Annotated in this window: 17 protein-coding genes; 14 read left to right on the top strand and 3 right to left on the bottom strand. The window is 57.0% G+C overall.

Features of this window, described 5'->3' with window-relative positions; all coding sequences use genetic code 11:
• Positions 1-82 precede the first annotated feature (82 nt).
• From I2E69_RS00895 to I2E69_RS00855, 9 genes are all read left to right on the top strand, one after another.
• Complete coding sequence (locus I2E69_RS00895; RefSeq protein ID WP_195458268.1) at positions 83-1,540, top strand: aminoacyl-histidine dipeptidase; 1,458 nt, start codon at positions 83-85, stop codon at positions 1,538-1,540.
• Between the two features lie 7 nt (positions 1,541-1,547).
• Entirely contained in the window at positions 1,548-2,537 is a 990-nt protein-coding gene (locus I2E69_RS00890; RefSeq protein ID WP_195458267.1) for a diacylglycerol/lipid kinase family protein, read from the top strand.
• Between the two features lie 835 nt (positions 2,538-3,372).
• Positions 3,373-3,945, top strand: coding sequence for an RNA polymerase sigma-70 factor (locus I2E69_RS00885; RefSeq protein ID WP_195458266.1), 573 nt, complete (start codon positions 3,373-3,375; stop codon positions 3,943-3,945).
• Between the two features lie 297 nt (positions 3,946-4,242).
• Positions 4,243-5,064, top strand: a complete 822-nt coding sequence (locus I2E69_RS00880; protein WP_195458265.1) for a FecR family protein — start codon at positions 4,243-4,245, stop codon at positions 5,062-5,064.
• 185 nt (positions 5,065-5,249) lie between these two features.
• Positions 5,250-8,591: a SusC/RagA family TonB-linked outer membrane protein gene (locus tag I2E69_RS00875; protein WP_195458264.1), complete on the top strand. Its 3,342-nt coding sequence runs from the start codon at positions 5,250-5,252 to the stop codon at positions 8,589-8,591.
• 9 nt (positions 8,592-8,600) lie between these two features.
• On the top strand, positions 8,601-10,181 hold the full coding sequence (locus I2E69_RS00870; protein ID WP_195458263.1) for a SusD/RagB family nutrient-binding outer membrane lipoprotein: 1,581 nt from the start codon (positions 8,601-8,603) through the stop codon (positions 10,179-10,181).
• 4 nt (positions 10,182-10,185) lie between these two features.
• Positions 10,186-11,037 (top strand): glycoside hydrolase family 18, encoded by an 852-nt coding sequence (locus I2E69_RS00865; RefSeq protein WP_195458262.1) that lies wholly within the window; start codon positions 10,186-10,188, stop codon positions 11,035-11,037.
• Between the two features lie 6 nt (positions 11,038-11,043).
• A complete protein-coding gene (locus I2E69_RS00860) occupies positions 11,044-12,279 on the top strand; it encodes a DUF1735 and LamG domain-containing protein (RefSeq protein ID WP_195458261.1) in 1,236 nt (411 codons plus the stop codon).
• Positions 12,280-12,297: 18 nt separating this feature from the next.
• A complete protein-coding gene (locus I2E69_RS00855; RefSeq protein ID WP_195458260.1) occupies positions 12,298-13,974 on the top strand; it encodes a glycosyl hydrolase family 18 protein in 1,677 nt (558 codons plus the stop codon).
• A gap of 77 nt (positions 13,975-14,051) precedes the next feature.
• Here the strand turns inward: I2E69_RS00855 and I2E69_RS15415 are convergent, their stop codons facing one another.
• Positions 14,052-14,432, bottom strand: a complete 381-nt coding sequence (locus I2E69_RS15415; RefSeq protein WP_410489078.1) for a glycoside hydrolase domain-containing protein — start codon at positions 14,430-14,432, stop codon at positions 14,052-14,054.
• On the opposite strand from I2E69_RS15415, the gene I2E69_RS00845 reads away from it, so the two are divergent.
• The 3 genes from I2E69_RS00845 to uxuA all read left to right on the top strand — a co-directional run bounded on the left by I2E69_RS00845 (position 14,431) and on the right by uxuA (position 17,813).
• Positions 14,431-15,498, top strand: a complete 1,068-nt coding sequence (locus I2E69_RS00845) for a LacI family DNA-binding transcriptional regulator (RefSeq protein WP_195458258.1) — start codon at positions 14,431-14,433, stop codon at positions 15,496-15,498. The two genes, I2E69_RS15415 and I2E69_RS00845, sit on opposite strands and share 2 nt — an antisense overlap.
• 167 nt (positions 15,499-15,665) lie before the next feature.
• Positions 15,666-16,478: an SDR family oxidoreductase gene (locus I2E69_RS00840; RefSeq protein ID WP_195458257.1), complete on the top strand. Its 813-nt coding sequence runs from the start codon at positions 15,666-15,668 to the stop codon at positions 16,476-16,478.
• Positions 16,479-16,634: 156 nt separating this feature from the next.
• Complete coding sequence (gene uxuA, locus I2E69_RS00835; protein WP_195458256.1) at positions 16,635-17,813, top strand: mannonate dehydratase; 1,179 nt, start codon at positions 16,635-16,637, stop codon at positions 17,811-17,813.
• A 146-nt stretch (positions 17,814-17,959) separates the two neighbouring features.
• Here uxuA and I2E69_RS00830 read toward each other — a convergent pair whose 3' ends face one another.
• A complete protein-coding gene (locus I2E69_RS00830) occupies positions 17,960-18,601 on the bottom strand; it encodes a hypothetical protein (protein WP_195458255.1) in 642 nt (213 codons plus the stop codon).
• 84 nt (positions 18,602-18,685) lie between these two features.
• On the opposite strand from I2E69_RS00830, the gene I2E69_RS00825 reads away from it, so the two are divergent.
• A complete protein-coding gene (locus I2E69_RS00825) occupies positions 18,686-19,069 on the top strand; it encodes an MmcQ/YjbR family DNA-binding protein (protein ID WP_195458254.1) in 384 nt (127 codons plus the stop codon).
• A gap of 26 nt (positions 19,070-19,095) precedes the next feature.
• The gene (locus I2E69_RS00820; RefSeq protein ID WP_195458253.1) at positions 19,096-19,722 is read left to right on the top strand and encodes a DUF1080 domain-containing protein; all 627 of its coding nucleotides are present in this window, start codon (positions 19,096-19,098) and stop codon (positions 19,720-19,722) included.
• Positions 19,723-19,782: 60 nt separating this feature from the next.
• Here I2E69_RS00820 and pnuC read toward each other — a convergent pair whose 3' ends face one another.
• Entirely contained in the window at positions 19,783-20,352 is a 570-nt protein-coding gene (gene pnuC / locus I2E69_RS00815) for a nicotinamide riboside transporter PnuC (protein ID WP_195458252.1), read from the bottom strand.
• Positions 20,353-20,766: the final 414 nt, after the last annotated feature.

The following is a 20,766-nucleotide window of genomic DNA, read 5'->3' as shown; positions in this document are numbered from 1 at the left end:
GGGGCTGCGATAACGGCGGTCGGATATGGAATATCGGTAAAAGAACCGGATTTGAAAGATATAACTATTAAACTTCAATATTATGGATCGTAATTTGGCTGCGCTGAAACCGGCGCTCGTCTGGAAGCATTTCGCGGAGATCGTCCGCATTCCGCGCCCCTCGTCCCACGAGGAGAAAATCCGCAAATACGTACTCGACTTCGCCCGTTCGCAGGGCCTCGAATGCAAGGAGGATTCGGCGCACAACGTCTACGTCTCGAAACCCGCTTCGAAGGGGATGGAGAACCGCAAGGGCGTGATCCTGCAGGCCCACCTCGACATGGTTCCGCAGAAGAACAACGACAAGAAATTCGATTTTACGAAGGACCCCGTCGACGCTTACATCGACGGCGACTGGGTGACGGCCGACGGCACGACGCTTGGGGCCGACAACGGAATCGGAGTTGCAGCGATACTTGCGGTGCTGGAGGACAAAACGCTGAAACACGGCCCGGTAGAGGCGTTGTTTACGGCGACCGAGGAGACCGGCATGGACGGCGCCAACGGGCTGAAAAAAGGCTTGCTGCACGGCGATATCCTCCTGAATCTCGACTCCGAGGAGGAGGGCGAACTCTACGTGGGCTGCGCCGGGGGACTCGACGCCAACGTCACCTTCCGCTACAAGGCCGAGCCGGCGCCCGCACGCAACTACACCGCGGCGAGGATCAATGTCAAGGGGCTCAAGGGCGGCCACTCGGGCATCCAGATCATCTGCCAGCGCGCCAATGCCAACAAGGTGCTGTTCCGCTTTTTGAATGCCGCGCCGTGCGACGTGCTGCTGGCGTCGGTGGACGGCGGCGGCCTGAGGAACGCCATTCCGCGCGAGGCCGAGGCGGTCGTGCTGGTGAAAAACAAGGATTACGAGGCCTTCGCCAAAGCGCTGAAAGCCTACGAAAAGACGATCAAGGCCGAATATGCCGGTATCGAGGATTCGGTGTCGATCAAGGTCAAAGAGGTCGACAAGCCGGCGGAAACGCTGCCCAAAGAGGTCTCGGCGAACCTGATCAAGGCCGTCGCTGCCTGCCCCGACGGAGTGCAGAAGATGTCGATGGCCATGCCCGGACTGGTGCAGACCTCGACGAACCTGGCTCGCGTGGTGTCGGACGGCAAAACGGTGAAACTGCAATGCCTGCTGCGCAGTTCGGTCAATTCCGAGAAAGATGCGCTGGGCGAGGCCATCGCCGCCGTCTTTGCGCTGGCCGGGGCCAAGACCGAACTCACGGGGGCTTACAACGGCTGGAACCCTAATATGGAGTCGCCGATCTTGAAAGCCATGACCGCTTCCTACGAGGCTCTTTACGGTAAGAAGCCCGCCGTGACGGCCATCCATGCGGGACTGGAATGCGGCATCATCGGCAGCACCTATCCCAAATTGGATATGATTTCGTTCGGCCCGACGATCTGCTACCCCCACTCGCCCGACGAGAAGGTGGAGATCGCTTCGGTAGGGAAGTTCTACGACTTCCTGGTCGACACGCTGCGCAACGTTCCCGAAAAGTAGTCTCAGCGTGGCCACCGATCCTGGAAAGTGGTTCGTCATCGTCAATCCCGTGGCCGGAGGCGGCCGCGGGCTCGACCATTTTCCGCAGATTTCAAAACACCTGCGCGATGCCCATATCCTCTGCGAACCGGTCTTCACGGAGCATAAGTTTCACGCCACGGAACTTACCGTCACGGCCGTGCGCGAAGGCTACCGCCGCATTATCGTCGTGGGCGGCGACGGGACGCTGCACGAGGTCGTGAACGGCCTGTTCATTCAGCAGGAGGTGTGTCCCGACGAAGTGCTCGTGGCCGTGGTGGCCGTGGGTACGGGCAACGACTGGGTCCGTACGTTCGGCATCTCGAACCGCTATCAGGATGCCGTGAAAGCCATCAGCGAAGGTTATTCTTTCCTGCAGGATGTCGGGGTAGTCTCCTACGAAGAGTCGCACTACCGCCAGAGCCGCTATATGGCCAATGTCGCCGGAGCGGGATTCGACGCGCATGTCGTGCGCAAACTTTCGCACCTGAAAAAGAAGGGCCACCGGAGCCGCTGGCGCTATACATGGTGTCTGGTGAAGAATTTCTTCCGCTACAAATCTACCGGTATCAAGGTCTGGGTCGACGACCGGCTGGTCTACAACAACCTGCTGCTGTCGGCCGCGATCGGCATCTGCAAGTTCAACGGCGGAGGCATTCAGCAGTTGCCTGCGGCCGTCGCCGACGACGGCATGCTGGACCTGTCGCTGATCCGCCCGGTCCATTTCTGGCACTTGCTGTTCCGCTTCCATTACCTGTTCAACGGCGGCATTTACCGCATTCGCCACATTCTCCAGGAGCGCGGCAGCCGCATCCGCATCGAGTCGTCGCCCGAGGTGTCGGTCGAAATCGACGGCGAGCCGCTGGGCCATACGCCGCTCGAATTTTCGATCCTCCATAAAGCCATCCGTATCGTCGTGGCGCGCGATTTCTACGAACGCTGCGCCTGTGCGGGGGAACAGGTCGCACAAGTGGGGTAGCCGTCCCGACCTATCCGAAAAAGAGACCGGACCGAAGGGGGGGGGTAAAAGGATGTAACGACTTGATTATTCAAGTCGTTATATTTTTGTATAGGAGTGTAAGTAACGAGAAGGCAACGGTTTATTTTCAGTTAATTGCACGAAAATACCACATTTCAAATAATCTGTCATAAGATACGAAAAGTTTTCCGAACAGGCAATTACTAAAAGTTATAAGGTATAACGAATTTCTTTTACGATTCCTGAAATATATTGTCCAGAATTGAAAACATCTCTCATTTGAGGGTTGCCGATTATCATCGTTGACTTTTCTCTATGAGAAATCCTCAATCTTGCGGTTCCATTCAGAGAAAGGAAAAACACAATAAAAATGTCTGACGGTTTTGCGTTGTCACACGGAGATTTTCATTCATTGGTACACCGGATATTATGGACAGAATCATTGTAACCAAACGGGCCTCGGAATGGTTGCAAATATAAGGTCAGGCTCTTCGTCTGGCAGGGCCCTGCATTACAACACAGAAAAGGTCGATAAGTATCCACGGTGTAACATTTATCGACCACAATACAGGGATTCTCGCAAACGGGCTGATATCGGCAGGTAATTTTTTTAATTTTCGATATAGGACGCTTCGAAATAGAGAATTTGAAGGGATAAAACCTCTTTAAATTCCCTCTGCAGCGGAAAATTTAGCAGAAAACAGGATTGCACATTCGATTAAAGAACATACAATATCTTATTTTTGGAATATATTGTGTCCCAAACCGGTTTTGAAAATTTGGACGCTTTTTTGAAAAATACTATCTTTACCACACGCCCTATACCGATTCATTCATGAATAAGCCGTCGACAAGCGTTACCCCCCCCCACAGATTCGAGGAGGTCTATGCGAAATACAGGATGTATTTCGTGCGGATCGCCGTATCGTATGTGCGTGACCGGATGGCAGCCGAGGATATCGTGACGGACAGTTTCGTCGCTTATTGGGAGAATCATACGACAACAGAGATACGTTCTGTTCCTGCCTATATTCTGACGGCTGTCAAAAACCGTTGTTTGAATTGGCTGGAAACTTATCGCCGGCAGTCCCAAGTCCAACATAACATACACTCGACTGCCTATCGTCTTGCTATACAGAGCTTGGCATCGTGTGAAGCCGACGAGTCGCAGTCGTTGCTTATGACTGAGGTCGGCGCCATCATCCGCCATGAGTTGGAGCGAATGCCTGAGCGCACACGGCGTATTTTCGTTGCGCATCGCTACGAAGACATGTCTTACCGGGAAATCGCAGCTCTTTACGAATTGTCCGAAGGGCAGGTGCAATATGAAATTCGTTCGGCCAAACAGGCGCTTAAAATCGCATTGAAAGATTATATTCCGGCTATCATGCTCCTGTTTCTGTCGTGACACCCATAGTCGAGAGAGGACGATAACCTTGCAATATGCAGGATTATTATGCTGTATATCAATGTGATATATTCTTATCGGCAGCTTTCTTCGGATTATTAAAAATATTTATTTTCCATTATTTGCAATTTTTTGTCCATTCCGGCTTTCCCACCTGTCTATAAAATAACTATGGACAGGGAAATCTTATACAAATACCTCAGATGCGAAACATCCGCATCGGAAGAGAATCGAATTGCGGCATGGCTGGAGGCTTCTGCCGAGAACCGAACGGAGCTGAATTTGATTCGGCGGCAAATGGAGACTTTGACGCTTATAGCTCCGGAGATCGATGCCCGCTATGTCAAGGATCGTCGGCGCGATTTCGTGTCGCAGTTCCGGCGATGGGGAGTGGTGGCCGCCGCGGCATTGGCTCTTGCCGCCGGAGTTTCCTATCTCACGGCGCGACATGTCCGTCTGTCGATAGGCGACACAATACAGACGCTTACGACGCAGGATGCTCCGATGCAGTTGACACTTGCGGACGGCACTTCCGTCTGGCTCAATGCCCGCACGACGCTGGAATATCCGGTCGCTTTTGTCAGCCGGGAACGTACAGTCCGGATTTCGGGCGAGGCTATGTTCGACGTAAAGCATGACGAGAAACATCCGTTCGTGGTGGAAACGTTCGCCTGCGATGTCCGCGTTCTGGGTACGAAATTTAACGTATTGGCCGAAAAGGAGGCCGGGTTGTTTGAAACGGCTCTGATGCAGGGGTGTGTCGAAGTCCGGAGCCAGCAGACGGGTGAGAGAATAACGTTACGGCCTGATGAGACTGTCAGGCTGGAAAATAACCGTCTAATCCGCTCGTCGCTGGCCGACCGCGATGATTATTCCTGGACCAGCGGATATATCAACTTAAAGGGACATACTTTCACCGAGTTGATCGACAGGTTCCGCCGGGCATTCGACGTGCGAATCGAACTCGATGGCGTGCATACGACCGACACTCGGTTCCAGTGGGGCAAAATCTGCGTGAAAGACGGCATAGACAACGCCATGAAAGTCTTGCAGAATGCCTATCCGATTGTTTATGAATTCGATGCGGAGAATCGAACGGTCACTGTCCGCAACAAGTGATTATGCCGGCCATTATTATAACCTACAAATCCGATAGCCTATGATGTGAACCAAAATTTATTTGAAACCCGCAACGATATTGTAGAACTCCCCGATACGAAAAGGCCTGCACGGATGGTTGCACATCCTGCAGGCCGGGGGTTCAAGCAGAATTAGACTCAACCTAAACCCTAAATGACAAATTTATGCATAAAAAAGCGTTTACGCAAATCAAAACCCTGATTGCGCTATCATTCGCTCTCTTTTTGTGTTGTGCAGCCCCGGCCGTCCAGGCTCAGACGAAACCGATTTCGCTGGCATTGAAAAACGCGCCCCTGGAGAAGGCGATGAGCGAAATCGAAAGGCAGTCGCCCTATCGTTTCGTACCGAATCACGAGGTCGATATTGCCTTCCGGGTGACCGCCGCCGTGAAATCAGGCTCCATCCGGACCGTTCTCGACGCGCTGCTCAAAGAGACTCCCTACACTTATTCCCTGCTCGAATCGACCACGACGATCCTGTTGTCGAAACGTGCGGAGGTCGAATCCGCCCGGGTTTCGGGCCGGGTTTGCGATGCCGCCGGACAGCCGATCGTTGGCGCTACGGTCATGGTCAAAGGTACGACGAACGGTATTTCGACCGATGCCGAAGGGCGTTTTGTCCTGATGGTCGGCACACCGGCCGGTGCGCAGTTGCAGATCAGCTACCTGGGCTATGAGTCCCAGACGCTGGCCGTCGGAAGCCGTACGTCGTTCGACGTGACACTCAAGGAGTCCACCTCCGAGATCGAATCGGTCGTTGTGACGGCCCTGGGCATCAAACGCGCCGAGAAGGCCCTTTCCTATAACGTCACGGAGGTCAAGGCCGAGGATATTACGATGGTCCGGGACGCAAACTTCATGAACTCGCTTTCGGGCAAGGTCGCGGGGCTCCAGATCAACAGCTCTTCGTCGGGTGTCGGCGGCGCAGCGAAGGTGACCCTCCGGGGGCAGAAATCCATTTCGCAGAATAACAACGCCCTGTATGTGATCGACGGTATTCCGATGAACAACTACGGCGGGGCGCGCGGAACCAGCACGGAGTTCGACTCGAAAGGCTCGACGGAAGCCATCGCCGACCTGAATTCCGACGACATCGAATCGATTTCGGTGCTGAACGGTGCTGCTGCCGCCGCGCTTTACGGCTCGAATGCCGCCAACGGTGCGATCATGATTACCACGAAACGCGGCAAGGCCGGGAAACTGAACGTCTCGTTTTCGACGAACAACGAGTTTCTCAAGCCGTTTGTGATGCCTGAGTTCCAGAACCGCTACGGCACGGGCCTGAACGGGAAGCGCGACGGTTCGCCGATCCAGAGTTGGGGCCCAAAACTCCTGCCCGCAGCGCAGACCGGCTATTCTCCCGGGGATTTCTTCCAGACGGGTTATGTCTCGACCAACTCGGTGACGCTTTCGGGCGGCACGGACAAGAACCAGACCTTCTTTTCGGCTGCCACGGTCAATTCGGAGGGTATCGTTCCCAATAATTACTACGACCGTTACAACTTTACGTTCCGTAACACTTCGTATTTTCTGAATGACAAACTCCGCCTGGATGTCGGTGCGAGCTACATCGTGCAGAAGGACCGGAACATGACCAGCCAGGGCGTCTATTCGAATCCGCTGGTTTCGGCCTACCTCTTTCCGCGTGGTGAGGATTTTTCGCTGGCCGAGAATTTCGAACGTTACAATCCTGCCCGGGGCATCTACGAGCAGTACTGGCCCTACGGCGAGGGCGGTGACCTGCGCATGCAGAATCCCTACTGGATCGCCTACCGCAACCTGCGAAACAACGAGCGAAACCGTTACATGCTGTCGGCATCGCTGTCGTATGACATCCTGCCATGGCTGAACGTCGCCGGGCGTGTGCGGGTGGACAACGCCAACAACCTCTATACGCAGAAACTCTACGCTTCGTCGAACCCGACGCTGCTGGAGGGCAGCGACCAGGGATTCTATGCCGAGGCGCGCCGCTACGACAAGCAGATCTACGGCGACATCATGCTCAATATCAACAAGACCTTCGGTGAGAACTGGTCGTTCAACGCCAACGTCGGGGCCTCGGTCAACGACACCCGGACCGACGAACTGACCTATCAGGGACCCATCGCCACGAGCGGCATTCCCAACGTTTTTTCGGTGTTCGACCTGGACATCGAAAAGCGCCGTGCCTCGAAATACGGCTGGCGCGAGCAGACGCAGTCCGTTTTCGCCAGCGTCGAGGTGGGCTGGAAACAACTGCTTTACCTGACCGTTACGGGACGTAACGATTGGGCTTCGCAACTGGCCAATTCGCCCGAATCGTCGTTCTTTTATCCGTCGGTGGGCCTTTCGTGGATTCCGTCCGCGACATTCGACCTGCCGGAAGTCATCACTTACCTCAAGGTGCGCGGTTCGTTCGCATCGGTGGGCATTCCTTTCCCGCGCCATCTGACGGTCCCGACCTACGAATACGACCAGACAGCCCATGCCTGGAAGCCCAAGACGCACTATCCGATCGGCGAGTTGCACCCTGAACGTACGAAAACGTGGGAGTTAGGCGTGGACCTGCGGTTGTGGAAACACCTGAATCTTTCGGCTTCGTGGTACAAGGCCGATACCTACAACCAGACGTTCGATCCGCAGATTTCGGTGTCGTCGGGTTACTCGACGATTTATCTCCAGACGGGCCACGTGCGCAATACGGGTGTCGAGGCGACGCTGGGTTACGATAACCGCTGGCGCGACTTCGGCTGGTCGTCGAACTTCACCTTCTCGTGGAACAAAAACCGGATCATCGAGCTGGTTCACAATTACGTGCACCCCGAGACGGGCGAGCTGATTTCGAAAGACCGCTTGGAGATCAAAGGGCTGGGGCGCGCCAAGTACCTCCTCAAACCGGGCGGCACGATGGGCGACCTCTACACCAATTCGAGTCTCAAATACAGCGAAAAGGGTTATATCGAACTCGACGACAAGGGCAATGTCTCTACGGTGGATAACCTCACGACGGATATTTACCTGGGTTCGGTGCTTCCGGACTACAACCTGGCGTGGCGCAACGATTTCTCGTGGAAGGGCGTCAACCTGGGATTCCTCATCTCGGCCCGCATCGGCGGCGTCTGCTATTCGGCGACGCAGGCGTGGATGGACCAGTTCGGCGTTTCGGAGGCTTCGGCTGCCGCGCGCGATGCCGGCGGGGTAGTGGTCAACGGTCGTTCGACGGTCAATGCCCAGAAGTGGTTCCAGACCATTTCGGCCCAGACGGGCCTGCCGCAGTACTACACCTATTCGGCGACGAACGTGCGTTTGCAGGAACTGTCGCTGGGTTACACGCTGCCGCGGCGGTGGTTCCGTGACATCTGCTCGGTTCAGGTGTCGTTCGTGGGTCGCAACCTCTGGATGCTCTACTGCAAGGCTCCGTTCGATCCCGAGGCTACGGCCTACACCGACAACTTCTACCAGGGCATTGACTATTTCATGATGCCGTCGCTGCGCAACATCGGATTCAATGTAAAACTGACTTTCTAAACGACTGCTATGAAAACCATATCACATATCAATAGGAGCGCTTGGATCGCAGGTGTCTTTACCGTTCTGCTCGCTGCGGCCGGCTGTACGGGTAATTTCGAGGAGATCAACCGGAATCCGAACGAGGTTACGGAAGCGGAGATGCAGCGCGAAAATTACAAGACGGGCGCCAACGTGAAGGGCCTCATCAACCTGGTCGTCCCGGCGCAGGAACACATGTACCAGTTCAACGAACTGCTGGTCAGCGGTTCCTATGCGGGCTACACCGAGTTTACCTCCGACAGCAAGTTCGAGAAGTTCTCGACGTTCAATCCCACGGTGGACTGGCTTAAGTGGCCTTTCGTGAACGTCATTTCGGAGACCTATCCCTACTACCGGGGCGTGCTGAACGGCACGGACAATCCGGTGATGCGGGCCCTTGCGGACTTGCTGCGCGTGGCGATCATGCACCGCGTGACGGATACCTACGGCCCGATTCCCTATTCGAAGATCGTCGAGGACAAGAAAGAGTCGCTCTCCGTGAGCTACGACACCCAGGAAGAGGTCTATATGAAGATGTTCGAAGAACTGGATGCTGCCATTGCCGTGCTGAAGGCCAATACGTCGCTTTCGACCGAAGCTTTCGGCAAGTTCGACGGCGTTTACAGCGGTAATGTGGGACAGTGGGTGAAGTTCGCCAATTCGCTCAAACTGCGCATGGCGATGCGCCTTTCGAACGTGAAGCCGGAGATTGCCAAGGCGAAGGCTGCCGAGGCCATCGGGAGCGGTGTTATCGAGAGCAACGGAGATAACGCCGAACTGACGCTGGCCGAGAACCGCTCGGCGCTCTGTTGGAACAACTGGAACGACCACCGCATCGGTGCCGACTTGATCAGCGTGATGAACGGCTATAACGATCCCCGCCGCGAGACGATGTTCACGAAGGTGACCGTCGGCAAGGGCGAGACGGCGACTCCGGGTTTCGCGGGAATCCGTATCGGCAGCTATCCGGGGGATTCCGACGCCGCCAAGGCGGGTTACTCGAACATGATTATCGATTCGAAGTCGCCCTACCTGTGGATGAATGCCGCGGAGATCACCTTCCTGCGTGCCGAATACGAACTTCGCTGGGGCACGGATGCCGAGGCCAAGGCGTTTTACGAGCAGGCCGTGAAGCTGTCGTTCGAAGAGCGCGGGGCCAAGGGTGCGGAGGATTACCTCGCTCAGGCGGATGCCGTTCCGGAGAACTACCAGGACAACGTGGGGTCGAACAACTATTCGGCCGTCTGCAAGATCACGATTCCTTGGGAGACCGATAATTTCGACCGCAACCTCGAACGTATCATCACCCAGAAGTGGATCGCCATTTTCCCGCTGGGCACGGAGGCGTGGGCCGAGCATCGCCGCACGGGCTATCCGGCGCTTTTCCCGTCCGCCAACGACAGGAGCGGCGGTTCGGTAGACCCGGCTGTCGGGCCGCGCCGCCTGAACTACCCCGTCGAGGAGTATACCGAGAACGCCGCAAACGTGGCCGCCGCCGTTGAGATGCTGGGCGGACCGGACACGCAAGGCACGCATCTCTGGTGGGATAAGACAACTTCTAAAAACTAACGCCATGAAATTGAAACGAATCATATTGGGAATGCTGATGCTGTGCGCTGCGGCCGCATTCTCCTCGTGCGACGACTGGACCGAACCGGAGAGCGTGGACATCGACGCCTCGCGTCCCGATGCGAAGGATCCCGCCGCCTGGGCGGCCTACACCGCGACAGTCCGGGCCTACAAATCGACCGACCATACGCTGGTCTACGCCTGCCTCGTCAACGCCTCCGCCGTTTCGACCTCCGAGCGCGATTTCCTGCGTTCGCTGCCCGATTCGGTGGACATCGTGAGCCTGCAGAACACGCCTTCGGAAGCCGATCTCGCAGACCTTCCGCTCATGCATGAACTCGGCACGCGGGTGCTTTATCCGCTCCGTCCGGGCGACGACGCGTCGCTTGCCGCTTCCGCCGTTTCCCGCTACGGTTTCGACGGCATCGTCCTGCTGGCTGAGCGGCCTTTTGATAACCTTTCCGCTACGTTGCAGACGCTCGGTAAACCGGGACTGCTGGTCTACGAGGGCGATCCCTCGAGGCTTGCTGCCGCCGATCTGGCTGCTTTTGACCGGGTGGTGCTGCCCACGGCACAGCTCGTTTACCAGAGCGATATGGACCTGCTGCTGGATAATGCGGCTCTCGCGGGGCTCGCCCCCGGTAAGCTAATTTTTGCAGTGACGCCGGGCGCCGTGCTGCGCGACTACCGGAACCGCAAGCAGGACGCCATAATCCTCGGTACGCAGATCACTACCTCCAACGGGCTGGGCGGCATTGCGCTCTACGACATTGGCCGCGACTATTACCACGTCGGCCTGAATTACCTGCGGACCCGGGAACTGATCGCCCGTCTGAACCTTACGCCTAAAAACTGACGAAAGATGAAACGCATACTATTCCTGACCGCGTGTTTCGCAGCGCTTCTGACGGCCTGCGACCGCAACGAATACGAAAACAAGACGCCCAACGAGGCGGCGCTCTACCTCGACGCCGCAGCCGAGCGTTCCGATGTCAACGTCTTCTTCAAACGCACGATCGAGACCCAGCAGCGGAAACTCTCCGCTGTCCTGAGCGGGCCTGTGGGGCATGACGTTATGGCTACCCTCACTGTCGATGCTTCGAAAGCAGACCTCTACAACGCCCGCCACGGGACCGACTACAAACTGCTGGATCCCGCGCACTACGAGCTTTCGGCCGCATCGCTTCCGATCGCCGCCGGGAAGGTCGCCTCGCCCGAAGCCAACGTCTATTTCAAAGGGCTGACCGAGCTGCCGCTCGATGTCACCTACTTGCTTCCGGTCTCCGTTACGAGCGGCGACGTTTCTCTGCTGGGCGGCTCTGCCACGGTGTGGTATCTCGTCAAACAGACGAGTGCCGTGACCACCGCGGCCAGCCTTACCGACAACTGGATCACCTTCCCGACGCTCGACAAGGCGGGTCCGCAGAGCGACCTTTTCAACGGGCTGAAGGCCGTCACCTATGAGATTATCGTACGGGTCAACGCGTTCGATAAGGCGGCTTCTATCTCCTCGGTGATGGGTGTCGAGCAGTACCTGCTGCTGCGTTTCGGCGACACGAGTTTCCCGCGCCAACAGCTTCAGGTGCAGGCCGGGGGCAACAAGTTCCCCGACTCGGACGATGTGAAGTCGCTCGAAACGGGCGAGTGGTACCATTTGGCGATGACCTACGATGCGCTGGTCGGCTCGATGTCGATCTATGTCAACGGACAGCTCCAGAGCGAAGGTACGGTCAAATGGTCGGGCGAATCGGTCAACCTCGCCATGCGGGCGATGTACGACGCCGATCCCGAAGGCAACAAGTCGCTGGCCGAAGCCTACCAGTTCTTTATCGGCTATTCCTATGACGAGAAGCGGCCTTTGCAAGGCGATGTCGCCGAGGCGCGCGTCTGGTCGAAGGTCCGTACCCGGCAGGAGATTTGGGACAACATGTACGATGTCGATCCGAAGAGCGACGGTCTTCTGGGCTACTGGAAATTCGACTCTCCCGAGAACGGCGACGTGGTGAAGGATGTCACGGGCCACGGCAATGACGGCGTGGCGGCCAAGCCGCTGAAATGGAATACCTCGGTCGAGGTTCCGCAGTTGAACAAGGAGTAACCCTAAATGCAGGAAAACATGAAAAAAATTAATAGAATATTGCACAACTGGCATACGGCGGCATTCGTGCTGCTGACGGCATTGCTGGCCGCCTGCACGGCCGACCCCATCGAGATGGAAGTCGGTTCCGGAGCCGCCTACGACCCTGTGGGCAAGGTGAAGCCGGGATTTTACAGCCCGAAAGCCATTAACGATACGGTGGTCCGCGTGACGGTCAAACCCGGCGAGAAATTCGAGGATGTGCTGACTTTCGGACTGACCAAGGAGGCCCCCGAAGACGTTACGGTTACGTTCTCGCTGGCCGATGACGAGGAAACGCTTGAGGCATACGATACCAGCCTCGGATTGCATGATGCAAAGCTGAGGATGGAAAATATGTCCGAACAGCGTCTCCGCATGGTCAATCGTAAATTCCGGTATGTTCCGGCCGAAAAACGAACTCTGCCGACAGGGGAAATGACGATTCGTAAGGGTAGTTATGGAATTGAATTGCCCGTAAAGATCGACATGAGCGATCCCGAGGAGTCCTGCTGTAACTTTTTAGTCATGCTCAACGCTGAAGTCCCTGCTGCGGATGGTAGTGTCGAGCGCTATCACATCTGTTACCAATTATCGATCGACCTTTTGTCTTCCTATTCGTATGATTTTGAGAATTATGCCGACAAATACGGAAAGCCTGCATTTGATTGGATGGCTATTCTGATCGATCCCGCGAAAATAGATCCACGTGCAGTGCGAGAGGTATCCGTATATAGTTTTTTTATGAATTTCGAGACAGGTGATGAATCTGAGCATTTATACCGTTGCGTGGACGAAGCACTTATTTGGGGGGCTACGATTGGTTATGATGCAGATAATAAACTTCCCAAGTTGCTGTATGACACGCATTTGACCCATTTGCTGCTCGACCGGAAAAAGTATTTGGCCCCGATTCAGAAAGAGAACATCTGTGTGTCGGTTATCATCAACGGCGCCGGTCTGGGTATCGGGTTCTGCAACCTCGACGATGCGCAGCGGGCCTCGCTGGTCGAGCAGGTCAGGCAGATGGTCGTACGCTATGATCTCGACGGAGTGAATCTTTATGACGAAGGTTCGGGCTATGGCCGTGACGGGATGCCTGCCATCGATCCCGCCTCGTATGCTAAATTTATCCGCGACCTGCGCACGGCGCTGGGTAAGGACAAACGGATCACGCTGACCGATGTAGGCGACCCTTCGGCGACCCTTTACCAAACGCATGACGGTATTGAGGCCGGAGCCTATCTCGATTATGCCTGGACGGGAAAAAGCTGGGATTTTACCGATCCTTATACGGTATCTTCCGACCGTACGATCAAAGGTCTCGACCATAGTAAATACGGCATTGCGTTCGGGCGTTATCGGGATAACGTATCCTATAATGAACAAATGGTCGCACTTCCCAAACTGCAGGAAGCGCTTGAAGCAGGAGCGCCCCGGATCGCTGTCAGCGAAATGATGCCGATCGTCCGCGGAATAGAGGGTGCTTCCGGTATTACGATATTTCAAAAATGGGTGGAATGGGTGTTTATGCCAGCCGTGGAAGCAGATGTTTCTATGGAAATATTTTCTGGAAATGGCGGATATGCTTTTCAATATGTGGGTACTTCTCCCGAATCTTTGGGGTTCCCGGAATATGGTAATATGCTTTACTATCCCGACTGGCTGCGGTTCTGATTCCCGGCCCGATAATACGTTCACGGTCCGTAACCGCTATGGTTACGGACCGTGTTTTTTGTGCACTCCCCGGTCTTTTATTTCCCGGGTTCCGGTTGCATTTCGAACCGGACCTTCGTGCCTTTATCGATTTCGGAGTAGTTGATAAAGGGGCGTTCGAGAGGTTTTCCGCCGAGGTGCATTTCTCCGGCGTATCGGTTTGGGGCAGTTTCCCGGGGTGTCGATTTCGATTGTATTGTCGTTTTCGAGGTGAATGGCAATCGTTCGGAACAGAGGCAGCCGACGGCATACTCGTCCGCACCGGGGCACACGGGATAGAATCGGAGGACCGAAAATCCCGAACTCGCAAGGGTCCGGTTCTTTTTTTGTAAATATGTTAAGTGTGTGCGCACACACTTGTTATTTTCGAAAATTATGCATAGATTTGCCGTGTAATGCCGGATAACCGTACAACCCATGATCGACAACGAAAATAACACGGTGCGCATCGTCGACATCGCTCGTATGGCGGGGGTGTCGGTGGCGACGGTCGACCGCGTGATCCACAACCGCGGCAAGGTCTCGGAGGCCAACCTCGCGCGCATCAACGAGGTGCTGCGGCAGGTCAACTACCGTCCGAACCTGATCGCCCGTTCGCTGGCTTCGGGACGGAGGTATACGCTCTGTGTGATCATGCCCCGGTTCGTGCAGGGTGAATACTGGGCCGATTTCGAAGCCGGGATCGCCCGTGCCGAAGCCGAGGCCGGACGCTATAACGTCGCGGTGCGCCGTTTCTGCTTCGACCAGTACGACCGGTCGTCGTTCGAGAGCCTGCTGGCGGCGCTGCGCCGGGAGGAGTTTGACGGCGCGGTGATCGCAACGCTTTTCGCGGAGATGGTCGAACCGTTCGCCCGCGAACTCGACGGGCGGGGCGTGCCCTATGTCTTTGTCGATTCGGACATTCCCGCCTGCAACCGGCTCGCCTATTTCGGCACGTCGTCGTTCGACGCCGGGGTGGTCGCCGCACGGCTGCTTTTCGACCGCCTCGATCCCGGGGCCGACATCGTCGTGGGGAACATCGTCCACCGGGGCGACGCCGGGTCGAATCAGTGCCGCAACCGCGAGGAGGGTTTTCGCAGCTACCTGGACAGGCACGCTTTCCGCGGCAGATTGCACTACGCTGCATTGCGGCTCGACGATGAAAACTATAACGGCTGCGTGTTGGACGAATTGTTCCGCCGCAGTCCGTCTATTGCCGGGGCCGTGACCTTCAATTCGACGTGCTACATCCTTGCGGGCTACCTCGCGGCGCGGCGGCGTACCGACGTGAGGCTGGTGGGCTACGACGTGATCCGCCGCAACGAAGAGATGCTCTCCGCGGGCGTGGTGACGGCGCTCGTCGCACAGCGCCCCGAGGCACAGGGCTACCGCGGCGTGATGGCGCTCTGCGAATGGCTCGTCGAAGGCCGCGCCCCCGCCAAGGTCGGCAACATGCCCATCGACATCCTGCTGAAAGAGAATATTCGATATTATGAAGGAAATTGACCCGATACGGCCGAATACTGGATTTGCCGCGCAGCGGCACAAAGTCCCCTCCGAGGAGGGGATTTAGGGGTGGGCCAGACTTGTAAACGACGCCAAAGGCGGCGAAAACGGCAGGCAGTTATGTAATACAATGCAAAATAGTATCAACCAATCTGTTCGAAATAACTATGAAAAATCTGTTTGACATCCGGGGCCGCGTCGTCGTCGTGACGGGCGGAGCCGGTATCCTGGGCCGCTCGATCTGCGTTTACCTCGCGGAGCAGGGCGCGCGCGTCGTGGTTCTCGACCGCGACGAGAAGGCGGGCGAAGAGCTCGTCGGGGAGATTCGCGCCGAGGGCGGCGAAGCGATGTTCCTCGCTACCGACGTACTCGACCGCGAGGTGCTCGTGGCCAACCGCGAGGCCATCCTCAGTGCGTACGGTGCGATCGACATCCTGCTCAATGCCGCGGGCGGCAATATGGGCGGTGCGACGATCGCTCCCGACAAGTCGTTCCTCGACCTGGAGATCGACGCTTTCAAGAAGGTCGTAGACCTCAATCTGTTCGGCACGGTGCTGCCGACGACGGTCTTTGGCGAGGCCATGACGGCCCGTAAAAAGGGCGTCATCGTCAATTTCTGCTCCGAGTCGGCGCTGCGTCCGCTGACCCGTGTCGTGGGCTACGGGGCCGCCAAGGCCGCCATCGGCAACTACACGAAGTATATGGCAGCCGAACTGGCCATGAAGTTCAGCCCCGAAATGCGCGTGAACGCCATTGTCCCGGGATTCCTCTTGACCAACCAGAACCGTGCGCTGCTTACCAACCCCGACGGCTCGTATACCGACCGTGCGCGGACGATCATCGCCCATACGCCTGCCGGACGCTTCGCCGAGCCGGAGGAGCTGCTGGGTACGATCCACTACCTTGTCAGCGACGCTTCGTCGTTCGTGACGGGTGCGCTGGCCGTCGTCGATGGCGGTTTCGACGCATTTTCGATCTGATTGTAAAACCGGCGAACCTTTTGGTCGCGAGCGACAAGCCCCTCCCGAGGGAGGGGTTTGGGGTGGGGTCAGACTTGTAAACACGGCTGGAAGCCGTGGGTTATGGGGACAGTCCGGAGCGAACGAGCGGTGAACCATTATAACTTACATTATTCTATGTATTTGTGTGAACAAACATGGCGTTGGTACGGGCCGAACGATCCCGTCAGCCTCCAGGATATTCGCCAGGCGGGTGCTACGGGCATCGTGAACGCCTTGCACCATATTCCCAACGGCGAGGTATGGCCCGTCGAAGAGATCAAAAAACGCCGGCAGACCATCGCCGACGCAGGCCTTGTGTGGTCGGTGGTCGAGAGCATTCCCGTCCACGAACACATCAAAACCCGTACGGGCGATTTCCAGCGTTACATTGAGAACTACAAGCAGTCGATTCGTAACCTCGCGGAATGCGGTATCCGGGTCATCACCTACAACTTCATGCCGGTGCTGGACTGGACGCGCACGAATCTCGCTTATGAACTGCCCGACGGGTCGCGGGCCCTCCGGTTCGAGCGTGCGGCGTTCGTGGCTTTCGACCTTCATATCCTGAAGCGTCCCGGTGCGGAAAAGGACTATTCGGAGGCTGAGCGTGCCGCCGCCAAAGCCCGCTTCGAGCGGATGGATGCCGCCGAGATCGAGCTCGTCACCCGCAATATGATCGCGGGCCTGCCCGGCTCGGAGGAGAGTTTCACGCTGGAGCAGTTCCAGCGTGAGCTGGACCGCTATAAGGACGTTACGGCCGAAACGCTGCGCGCCAATCTCGTGGCTTTCCTGCGCGAAGTGGCTCCCGTGGCCGACGAGGCGGGCGCCGTGCTGGCGATCCATCCCGACGATCCCCCGTTCCCGATCCTCGGCCTGCCGCGCATCCTCTCGACCGAGTCCGATTTTCAGAAATTGGTCGAGGCGGTTCCCAACCCTTCGAACGGCCTGTGTCTCTGCACCGGATCGTTCGGTGTCTCGGCGAAGAACGACCTGCCGGGCATGATGCTGCGCCTGGGCGACCGTGTGAATTTCGTCCACCTGCGTTCGACGCAGCGCGACGCCGAGGGCAATTTCTTCGAAGCCAACCACCTCGAAGGCGACGTGCCAATGTACGAGGTGATGAAAGCCTTCCTGGAGATTCAGCAGCGCCGCCGCATCTCGATTCCGATGCGTCCCGACCACGGCCACCAGATGATCGACGACCTGAAAAAGAAAACCAATCCGGGCTATTCGTGTCTGGGCCGCCTGCGCGGCCTCGCCGAGTTGCGCGGGCTGGAGCTGGGTATCGCCAAGTCGCTCTACGCCGACAAATAACCCCTCGTGGAAAATGAAAACAAACGGTGTACTCCGCAAGGAGTACACCGTTTTGTCAATCACGTAATGGGCCGGGCGCGGAACCGGTGGGAAAGCGGATCGACAGCCCTTTCGCCTCTAAATCCGGCGTCTTACGCCGGCGGCGGCTACTTCTTTTTCGCCGGAGCGGCCGGAGCGGCCGGAGTCGCTGCCGGGGCCTGCTGGGCTGCCGGAGCCGGGACGGTCTCGATCACATCGACTTCGGTCACGACCCAACTGAAAAGGTCGTTGGCGCACTGGCTCTCCATCTGCCGGATCTGCGACATGTCGCTCGTGTCGGCCAGGATGGCGTTGAAGAACTGGTCCATCGTGACGTAAGCGGCATTCACTTTGCCGGCGAAGCAGGTGTAAAATGCCTTCTGCTGCTCGTGGTCGAGTCCTGCGGGCAGGACGCCCTGCGCTACGAGGTAGTTGTAGGGATAGATGTGGCGCATGTTGCGGGCGTCGGCGTTGAGTTCGTCGACGATCGTCGTCACGACGACCATGTCCACCGTATCGGTTACGCCCGGCATTTCGACGAAGGTCGCATAGACGGGATAGGCATTTTCGAGCATTCCGGCCACCTGATCGGTGAAAAGCACGAACTCGGCGTCGTTCAGGTCGTCCAGGTAAACCATCTGGCGGTAGCTGCGCAGCGCTTCGCGCATTGCCTTACGCTGTTCGTGGTTCCATTGCCGTTGCTGCGAGCAGCCGAAAAAACCTGCTGCGAACATCGCCAGCAGAGGTACACAGAGGAGATTTTTTTTCATTTTTACCTTGATTTTGGTTTTACTTTCCTTCGGAACGCAATACGTGTGCCAAAAAAATCATATCTTTGGGGAAAAGAACCCGTTATGGATGTTTTGAACTTTCGCGACTATTGTCTGTCGCTGCCCCTGACCGAAGAGTCGACGCCGTTCGACGAAACGACGCTGGTCTACAAGATCGGCGGCAAGATGTACGCCTGTGCCGATATGACCGATTTCGAATGGGTCGCCGTGAAATGCGATCCCGGCGAGGCGATTCTGCTTCGCGAGCAGTACGACGACGTGGGCCCGGCATACCATTTCAACAAAGACCATTGGAACGGCATCCGCACCACGGGCGACCTGCCCGACGCTTTTATCCGCGAGCAGATACGCAATTCCTACCTGCTGGTCGTCCGGCGCAACGTTACGCCCAAGGCCCGCCGCGAGGAGATTCTGCGCTACATCGAGGAGCACGGACTGCCGCAATAACCCCGATAACCCTAAAAAACGATAGAATGAAATCCCGATTTCTTTTTGCAGCGCTGGCTGTGGCCGTGACGGTGAGTTCGTGCGGCGATCCGAAAACCGAATTGTTCAACGGCAGGGACCTCACCGGATGGGTGTGCGTCACGGACCCGGCAAGCGATGCCGACCCTGCGGATACCTTCTCCGTCAGCGACGGCCGCATCTGCATCTCAGGCGTTCCGTTCGGGTATATGCGCACTGCCGTGCCGTACGGAGATTACCGGCTCCATGTTGAGTGGCGGTGGGTCGGCGAAGCGACGAACAGCGGCATTTTCCAGCGTGTGCAGGAGGGTGACAAACTCTGGCCCGGAGCGGTTGAATGCCAGTTGCAGGCCGGGCATGCGGGCGACCTGCTGGGGCTGGGCGGCGCCGAGATTGCCGGAGCGGAGAGCAACGGGCGTGTTTTCATCAAGAAGCGCAGCGGCGGGGAGTGCGAGCGGCCCGCGGGCGAATGGAACAAGGCCGAGATCGTCTGTGTGGGCGACTACATCGCGGTCTATGTCAACGGCATATTGCAGAACGAGTGTACCGGAGCCGCCCGCAGCGGCTATATCGCGCTCCAGAGCGAGGGCGGTCCCGTCGAGTTCCGCAACGTCTATCTGACCGACCCCGAATAGGCCGGTTTTTATCGGATAAACGAAAGGGGCCGTCTTCAAAAGACGGCCCCTTTCGTTTTGTCAGACTGTCGCCTGTTTGCGCCAGCGGAGGTATCCCGCCACGGCCAATGCCGAGTAGAGGGCATAGAGCCCGGCTGTCAGCGGAATCTCTTTATAGAGGTAGAGGCCGACGGTGATTACGTCTACGACCAGCCATACGAGCCATTGTTCGACCAGTTTGCGCGAGAGCATCCACATGGCTACGATTGACAGGGCTGTCGTCATTGCGTCCCAAAAAGGCACGGTGCTGTTCGTGAAATGAGTCAGCAGCAGGTAAAGCGCGGCGTGTGCCGCGGCGTAAACCCCCGCGAGGGCCGGAATCAGCCGCAGGGGCGTGTGTCCGATTGCGACCGCTTTCGACTGCTTTTTCGGAGCGTTGCGCCACACGAGCCAGCCGTACAGTCCCGCCAGCACGTAGTAGACCTGCATCGAGCAGTCGGCATACAACCCCGACTTGTAGTACAGCACGCCGTGTACGAGGGGCATGATGAGCCCCACGATCCACAGCCGGATGTCGGCCCGGTATTCGAGCCACAGGTACAGGAGTCCGAGCACCACGCCGGCAATTTGCAGTATGAGTTTCCAATCCATCGTCATTTCATTTTATTCCCACGGCGACCGTGGGGGATTCGTTGTACTTTTGGTGGTAAAAGTACTCAAAACCGGTGTCTTCGCCGCGAAGTGTTGCCGCTTTTTGGTCGGCAATTAACCGCGGCTTTGCCCGCAGAACCTTCTGTACTTTTTGGCCGCAAAAAGTACCAAAAACTCCCCGACGGATGCCTTCGCCTACTCCGTCCCGTCTAACGTTCGAAACGGGCGCCTATTCGCGGGGGCGCACGCGCCCCGGCCCCGTTTCTTACCACTTTTAGCCGGGCCTCCGTTTGACGGCTCAGGCATCGAGTCGGGATCATTCGCCGCGGAACGCGGCGTGAGTGGTCCGCATTATCGCTTGCAGCGGAAAAAGAACGGCGCGAAGGCGGAGCGTTAAAAAACGGGGCCGGTTTG

Origin of the sequence: Alistipes sp. D31t1_170403_E11 (assembly GCF_015553985.1) — a bacterium.
Classification (GTDB): Bacteria; Bacteroidota; Bacteroidia; order Bacteroidales; family Rikenellaceae; genus Alistipes; species Alistipes montrealensis.
This window is presented reverse-complemented; position numbering and strand designations above follow the sequence as displayed.

Bases quoted from the DNA above. Each gene is read 5' to 3' on its own strand.
- I2E69_RS00855 (WP_195458260.1), top strand. From the start codon at position 12,298: ATGAAAAAAATTAATAGAATATTGCACAACTGGCATACGGCGGCATTC.
- I2E69_RS00830 (WP_195458255.1), bottom strand. From the start codon at position 18,601: ATGAAAAAAAATCTCCTCTGTGTACCTCTGCTGGCGATGTTCGCAGCA.
- I2E69_RS00865 (WP_195458262.1), top strand. From the start codon at position 10,186: ATGAAATTGAAACGAATCATATTGGGAATGCTGATGCTGTGCGCTGCG.
- I2E69_RS00880 (WP_195458265.1), top strand. From the start codon at position 4,243: ATGGAGACTTTGACGCTTATAGCTCCGGAGATCGATGCCCGCTATGTC.
- I2E69_RS00875 (WP_195458264.1), top strand. From the start codon at position 5,250: ATGCATAAAAAAGCGTTTACGCAAATCAAAACCCTGATTGCGCTATCA.
- I2E69_RS15415 (WP_410489078.1), bottom strand. From the start codon at position 14,432: ATGGGTTGTACGGTTATCCGGCATTACACGGCAAATCTATGCATAATT.
- uxuA (WP_195458256.1), top strand. From the start codon at position 16,635: ATGTATTTGTGTGAACAAACATGGCGTTGGTACGGGCCGAACGATCCC.
- I2E69_RS00820 (WP_195458253.1), top strand. From the start codon at position 19,096: ATGAAATCCCGATTTCTTTTTGCAGCGCTGGCTGTGGCCGTGACGGTG.
- I2E69_RS00870 (WP_195458263.1), top strand. From the start codon at position 8,601: ATGAAAACCATATCACATATCAATAGGAGCGCTTGGATCGCAGGTGTC.
- I2E69_RS00845 (WP_195458258.1), top strand. From the start codon at position 14,431: ATGATCGACAACGAAAATAACACGGTGCGCATCGTCGACATCGCTCGT.
- pnuC (WP_195458252.1), bottom strand. From the start codon at position 20,352: ATGGATTGGAAACTCATACTGCAAATTGCCGGCGTGGTGCTCGGACTC.
- I2E69_RS00885 (WP_195458266.1), top strand. From the start codon at position 3,373: ATGAATAAGCCGTCGACAAGCGTTACCCCCCCCCACAGATTCGAGGAG.
- I2E69_RS00825 (WP_195458254.1), top strand. From the start codon at position 18,686: ATGGATGTTTTGAACTTTCGCGACTATTGTCTGTCGCTGCCCCTGACC.
- I2E69_RS00860 (WP_195458261.1), top strand. From the start codon at position 11,044: ATGAAACGCATACTATTCCTGACCGCGTGTTTCGCAGCGCTTCTGACG.
- I2E69_RS00840 (WP_195458257.1), top strand. From the start codon at position 15,666: ATGAAAAATCTGTTTGACATCCGGGGCCGCGTCGTCGTCGTGACGGGC.
- I2E69_RS00895 (WP_195458268.1), top strand. From the start codon at position 83: ATGGATCGTAATTTGGCTGCGCTGAAACCGGCGCTCGTCTGGAAGCAT.